This is a genomic window from Methyloversatilis sp. (genome assembly GCF_030696805.1).
GTDB lineage: Bacteria > Pseudomonadota > Gammaproteobacteria > Burkholderiales > Rhodocyclaceae > Methyloversatilis.
In genome coordinates this window covers 80,527-86,526 of the sequence record NZ_JAUYRO010000103.1, presented here as the reverse complement: position 1 = coordinate 86,526, position 6,000 = coordinate 80,527, and the positions used below count along the sequence as shown (strand labels likewise).

Here is a 6,000-nt window from a genome sequence, read left to right as displayed (position 1 = left end):
CCGTCGCGGTTTTCGTAGGAGCCTGCCCTGCAGGCGATCCGGTCTTCGGACACGCGGCAGCGCATGATCAACCTACGGCTCGCGGACGGGGTCCGCTCCTACGAAAAACGTCGCCCGTTGCGAGGCCGTCGCGGTTTTCGTAGGAGCCTGCCCTGCAGGCGATCCGGTCTTCGGACACGCGGCAGCGCATGATCAACATACGGATCGCGGACAGGGTCCGCTCCGGAGAACATCGCCATCGGTTTCGTGGATTGCCCGGTTTTCGCAGGAGCCGTCCCACGGTCGGCCCTGCATGGCCGACCGGCTCCACGGGCGGCGAGCCGTGTTCGCCGAAACCCCCGCTCCGCCCCTGCAGGCGATCGCGGTCTCCGAACATAGCGTGTCGTGTGATCGGAGTGCGCATCGCGAACAGGGTCCGTCTCCGCGAAAAGCTGAACCATCAAGGTTTTCGCGGGGGGCCTTCCTCGCCGAAACCCCGGCGGCGCCCCGGCATGCGCTCCGGTCAGCGTCCGTGCTCGAAGAAGTGCAGCAGCCGTTGCGGCAGCCAGTCGAGATGACCTTTCGGCGCACCGCTCACGTAGCCGACGTGGCCCCCCTGTGCGGTGTATTCGGGCACTACGTCGGACGACAGCATCTGCGGCGTGGCCAGCGACCAGTCGGGCACCATCGGGTCGTTCAGCGCCTGCAGCAGCAACAGCGGCACGCGTACCTCGCGCAGCAGCGGGCGCGCCGAGCAGCGCGTCCAGTAATCGTCAGCATCGCGGAAGCCGTGCAGCTGCGAGGTGACGGCGTCGTCGAACGCCTTGATCGACGCGCTGGCGGCGATCGCTGCGGCATCGAGCACGCCCGGAAACAGCGCGGCCTTGTGCAGCGCACGCGGCTTCATCGTACGCAGGAAATACTGCGTGTAGACACGGTTGAAACCCTGGTCGAGCGCCCGGCCGGCGGCACCCAGGTCGACCGGTGCGCAGACCGACGCCGCGCTGCGCAGCCACTGCGATGCCGCGTGCCCATGCTCGCCCAGCCACTTGCACAGCACATTGCCGCCGAGCGACACGCCGACCGCATGCACCGGCTGTCCCTGCATGCGCGGCACCACAAGCGGCAGCAGCCAGTCGAGCTCGGCGCTGTCACCCGAGTGATAGGCGCGTACCAGCCGGTTCGGTTCGCCGGAACAGCCGCGCGCATGCACCACCACGCCGTTCCAGCCGCGCGCGTCGACGGCACCCATCAGCGCCCGCGCGTAATGGCTTTCCGAACTGCCTTCCAGGCCGTGCAGCAGCATGACCAACGGCTGATGTTCGCGCACCGGCAGCCAGTCCAGATCGATGAAGTCGCCGTCGGGCGTATCGATGCGCTCGCGTGCCAGTGCAGGCAGCGGCGGCAGGATGAAGCGGGGCCAGATCGTCTGCGCATGGCCGCCGGGCAACCAGAGCGCGGGCCGGAAGCGGGGCGGCGACACGCTCAGTGCAGGACTCGGTGAAGCACTCAGTGGAGTACTCAGTGGAGTATTTTCGGCGGGCCCGCCGTCTCCTGTGCTGCCGGGGCGGCCGAAGCGTGGTGCAGCACCATGTGCCAGCCGAGCGGACCGCGCAGATAGACGTTGGTCACGATGAGCAGCGGACGCGCAGCGCGGTCACTCGCGGCGCTGCACTGTTCGTTCAGGCTGTGGATGGACTGCAGCACACCCTGCATGATTTGCGCGTTGATCACCCGTACATCGACCCGGGTACCGGCGAACATGCGCCGCCAGGCGTCGCGCACTTCTTCGTAGCCGCTGGCGCGGGGGCAGCCGGCGAGTGCGCAGATGATGTCGTCCTCGTCGCCCCACACCGCCATCATGGCTTCGATGTCGCCCCGCGCGCGTGCTTCGTAAAAGGCCGCTTCGGCTTCCTGAGGCGTCGCGAAAAAGGCCTTGCGGGGCATTTCCATGGACAGTGGGCTCAGTGGCCGGCGGGCGCCGGGCCGTTGTAGCGGTAGCGCGTACCGCAGTACGGGCATGCAGTCTCGCCGGTCTTGGTCACGTCGAGGAAAACACGCGGATGGCGCGCCCACAGCGGTGCGCCGGGCAGCGGACAGTGCAGCGGCAGATCGCTCGCGCCCACTTCGACATCGCGGGCGCGGTCGCGGCTTGAATCACTCACGGCTTGGTTCATGGCAGATGTGCTCCGGGTTCAGATCTTGGTCAGCCAGCGGTGGTACTCGGGCGCGCGGCCATTGACGATGTCGAAGAAGCGCGCCTGCAGCTTTTCGGTGACCGGGCCGCGCGTGCCGCTGCCGATGACGCGGTTGTCCAGTTCGCGGATCGGTGTCACTTCGGCGGCGGTGCCGGTGAAGAAAGCCTCGTCGGCGGTGTAGATGTCGTCGCGTGTCAGCCGCTTCGACACCACCTGGTAGCCGAATTCGGCGGCGATCTCGATCACCGATGCGCGCGTGATGCCGACCAGCGCCGAGGCGATTTCCGGTTCGTAGATCTTGTTGTCCTTCACCACGAACAGGTTTTCGCCTGCACCTTCGGCGACGAAGCCATCGACGTCGAGCAGCAGCGCCTCGTCGTAACCGAGGTCGGTCGCTTCCATGTTGGCGAGGATGGAATTGGCGTAGGTGCCCGAGTACTTGGCGCGGCACATCGACACATTGACGTGGTGGCGCGAGAAGGACGAGGTCTTGACCCGGATGCCCTTCTTCAGGCCGTCCTCGCCGAGGTAGGCGCCCCAGGGCCAGGCCGCGATCGACACATGCACCGAGGCGCCGCGCGTCGAAATACCCATCTTTTCCGAGCCGAAGAAGGCGATCGGCCGGATATAGCAGGATTCCAGCTTGTTGGCGCGCACCACTTCAAGCTGCGCTTCCATGATTTCCTCGCGGCTGTACGGCATCTTCATCATGTAGATGTGCGCCGAATTGAACAGCCGGTCCGTGTGTTCCTTCAGGCGGTAGATCGCGGTACCGATTTCGGTGTGGTAAGCGCGCACACCCTCGAAGACAGCCAGACCGTAGTGCAGCGAGTGGGTCAGTACGTGGGTGGTGGCCTCGCGCCAGGGCACCATCTTGCCGTCGTACCAGATAAAACCGTCGCGGTCGGCCATCGACATGAGAAACACTCCAGTGGATTGCAATAAGCGCGCGATTTTAGCTGATGCGCGCAGTACGGCGACGGTCATCGCAGTGGCACGCGTTAAAATCCACGGATGAGCGAACGCATATGGAAGCCCAACGTTACGGTGGCTGCCCTGATGGAGTGCCGGGGCCGCTTCCTGATGGTGGAAGAGGAAACGTCGAAGGGGCTGATGCTGAACCAGCCGGCCGGACATCTGGAAGAGGGCGAGTCGCTGGTCGAGGCGTGTGCCCGCGAAGCGATGGAGGAAACCGCCCATCCTTTCGTGCCGCAGGCGCTGGTTGGTGTCTATCAATGGCGCCGGCCCGACGGCGAAGTCACCTACCTGCGTTTTGCGTTTTCGGGCGAAAGCGGCGAGCAGATCGCCGGCCGCGCGCTGGACGACGGCATCGTGCGCGCCTTCTGGATGACGCCCGAAGAAATCGAAGCCAGTCGCGAGCGCCATCGCAGCCCGCTGGTGTGGGCGTGCGTGCAGGACTGGCTGGCCGACGTGCGCCTGCCGCTGGCGGTCGTACGGCACTTTTCCTGATGCGGCGACTGCTGGCGGGTGTGGTGCTGTGCAGTGCGCTGCAGGTTCAGGCGGCGCCGGGCATGGCGCAGGGCCTCGAACTCGACATCTGCTACAACTACGGGTGCCTCGTCGTGCAGGCGGTCAGCCTTGCGCCCGAGCAACGCAACGTGCTGGTCGGTGAAATGCTCAAGGCGACCGACGCCGCCGGCGAACGCGAGCAGCTGGAGTGGGTGATCGCGCGCATGTACCGCTGGGCAGGCGAGCACTCGCCGATCGGCGCCGACCGTGCCGGCGACTACCTTGATCTGGGCGCCCACGGGCGCATGGACTGCATCGACCACGCGCACACCACCACCGTCATGCTTGAACTGCTGCGGGAAGCGGGCGCCCTGCGGCATCATCGGGTGCTGGAGATCGCGCGGCGCACCAGCTGGGTCATCATGCAGCACTTCACTGCGGTGATCGAAGACACTGGAAGCGGCCGTCGTTACGCGGTCGACACCTGGTTTCGCGACCACGGCGAACCGCCGGTCGTGATGGACATGGAACACTGGAAGGATGGGGGATATCCGGATGACTGGAATGCACGGCGCTGAAACAGCGGCCGAACCGGGTGAAACCGTGGTCGTCGGCATGTCGGGCGGCGTCGATTCGTCGGTATCGGCGCTGCTTCTCAAGCGCGCCGGTTACAAGGTGGTCGGCCTGTTCATGAAGAACTGGGAGGACGACGACACCGACGAATACTGTTCGACCCGGCAGGATTTGATTGACGCCGTGTCGGCGGCCGACGTGATCGGCATGGACCTCGAGGTGGTGAATTTTTCGGCCGAGTACAAGGACCGTGTGTTTTCGGGCTTTCTGCGCGAATACCAGGCGGGTCGCACCCCCAACCCCGATGTGCTGTGCAACGCCGAAATCAAGTTCAGCGCCTTTCTCGACCACGCGATGCAGCTCGGCGCAAACCGCATCGCCACCGGCCACTATGCCCAGGTGCGCGAGTTTCAGGGCCGCTTCCAGCTGCTCAAGGGCGAAGACGGCAACAAGGACCAAAGCTATTTCCTGCACCGGCTGAACCAGGCCCAGCTGTCGCGCACGCTGTTCCCGGTCGGTCACCTGCCCAAGCGCGACGTGCGCCGCATCGCAGCCGACGCGGGGCTGGCCAATGCGGGCAAGAAGGATTCGACCGGCATCTGTTTCGTCGGCGAGCGGCCGTTCCGCGAATTCCTGCAGCGTTACCTGCCGGTCACCCCGGGCGACATCCGCGATCTGGATACCGAGCGCGTGCTCGGCCGCCATGAAGGCCTGATGTATCACACGATAGGTCAGCGCAAGGGCTTGGGTATCGGTGGGCTGAAGGGCATGGCGGACGACGCCGGTGAACACGACGCGTGGTACGCGGTTCGCAAGGACATGGCGAACAACGTGCTGTACGTGGTGCGCGGCCATGATCACCCGGCACTGCTGTCCGAACGGCTGGTGGCGGGCGACCTGTCATGGGTGTCGGGCGAGCTGCCGCATACGCACTGGGTGTATGCGGCAAAGACCCGCTACCGGCAGGCTGACGCGCCCTGCAGCATCAATGCGGTCGATGCTTCGCGCTGCGACATCGCTTTCGCCGAAGCGCAGTGGGCGGTGACGCCAGGCCAGAGTGTGGTGGTCTACGAGAGCCGGGTCTGCCTGGGCGGCGGCGTCATCACCGCCGCAGGCAGTACGGACTGATCGGTCGGCGCAGGCCTTACTCGACCGGTACGGTTTCGGCGAGTGACGGGCGCTGCATCAGTTTTTCCTGCAGCTTGGCAAGGTTCGCGTGGCGCTCGCGCCAATCCAGCTCCGGGAAGCGGAAGTCCAGATAGCCGAGTGCCGAGCCGACCGCGATGTCGGCCAGCGAAATGCTGTTGCCGTGGCACCACGCGCTGTCGCCCAGATCGGCCGCCAACGTGTTCAGTGCGCGGTCTATCTTGCTGCGCTGGCGCGAAACCCAGCTTGCGTTCTGTTCGCTTACCATGCGGCGCGCTTCCAGCACGATGGCGACGGCAGCATCTGTCATGCCGTCGGCCAGCGCCTCCCAGCGCTTGACCAGCGCGCGTTCGCGAGCGGTGGAGGGCAGCAACTTGTTGTTCGGCGCCACGCCATCGAGGTACTCGACAATCACGCGCGAATCGAACAGACAGGTGTCGTCATCGAGTACCAGCACCGGAATCTTGCCCAGCGGGTTCACCTCCGGGACGCCCGTGCCTTCGAGCCAGGGCGAGTCGAGCACGAATTCGCAGTCGATCTTCTTTTCTGCAAGCACCACGCGCGCCTTGCGCACATAAGGACTGGTGTAGGAACCGACGAGTTTCATGGACAGCACCGATGGAAGATCACCCGA

At 65.4% G+C, this 6,000-nt stretch carries 8 protein-coding genes; 3 read left to right on the top strand and 5 right to left on the bottom strand.

The features are described 5' to 3' along the window. Positions 1-502 precede the first annotated feature (502 nt). From Q8R75_RS17445 to Q8R75_RS17430, 4 genes are read right to left on the bottom strand one after another with little or no spacing between them, the layout of a single operon-like run. Positions 503-1,468 (bottom strand): hydrolase, encoded by a 966-nt coding sequence (locus Q8R75_RS17445; protein ID WP_305614928.1) that lies wholly within the window; start codon positions 1,466-1,468, stop codon positions 503-505. Positions 1,469-1,500: 32 nt separating this feature from the next. Beyond that, positions 1,501-1,932: a nuclear transport factor 2 family protein gene (locus Q8R75_RS17440; RefSeq protein WP_305614927.1), complete on the bottom strand. Its 432-nt coding sequence runs from the start codon at positions 1,930-1,932 to the stop codon at positions 1,501-1,503. Positions 1,933-1,943: 11 nt separating this feature from the next. Next, complete coding sequence (locus tag Q8R75_RS17435; RefSeq protein WP_305626577.1) at positions 1,944-2,156, bottom strand: zinc-finger domain-containing protein; 213 nt, start codon at positions 2,154-2,156, stop codon at positions 1,944-1,946. Between the two features lie 18 nt (positions 2,157-2,174). Continuing rightward, entirely contained in the window at positions 2,175-3,095 is a 921-nt protein-coding gene (locus Q8R75_RS17430) for a branched-chain amino acid transaminase (protein ID WP_305611906.1), read from the bottom strand. Positions 3,096-3,191: 96 nt separating this feature from the next. Between Q8R75_RS17430 and Q8R75_RS17425 the strand changes: the two genes are divergently transcribed. From Q8R75_RS17425 to mnmA, 3 genes are read left to right on the top strand one after another with little or no spacing between them, the layout of a single operon-like run. After that, positions 3,192-3,647 carry an NUDIX hydrolase gene (locus Q8R75_RS17425; protein ID WP_305611904.1) on the top strand — a complete coding sequence of 152 codons (456 nt, stop codon included), beginning with the start codon at positions 3,192-3,194 and terminating at the stop codon, positions 3,645-3,647. Beyond that, complete coding sequence (locus tag Q8R75_RS17420) at positions 3,647-4,225, top strand: hypothetical protein (protein WP_305611903.1); 579 nt, start codon at positions 3,647-3,649, stop codon at positions 4,223-4,225. Before Q8R75_RS17425 ends, Q8R75_RS17420 begins: the two co-directional genes overlap by 1 nt. Beyond that, positions 4,212-5,348 carry a tRNA 2-thiouridine(34) synthase MnmA gene (gene mnmA, locus Q8R75_RS17415; protein ID WP_305611908.1) on the top strand — a complete coding sequence of 379 codons (1,137 nt, stop codon included), beginning with the start codon at positions 4,212-4,214 and terminating at the stop codon, positions 5,346-5,348. The genes Q8R75_RS17420 and mnmA overlap by 14 nt, the downstream gene beginning before the upstream one ends. 16 nt (positions 5,349-5,364) lie before the next feature. Here the strand turns inward: mnmA and Q8R75_RS17410 are convergent, their stop codons facing one another. After that, positions 5,365-5,973 carry a glutathione S-transferase gene (locus Q8R75_RS17410; RefSeq protein WP_305611902.1) on the bottom strand — a complete coding sequence of 203 codons (609 nt, stop codon included), beginning with the start codon at positions 5,971-5,973 and terminating at the stop codon, positions 5,365-5,367. Positions 5,974-6,000 lie beyond the last annotated feature (27 nt).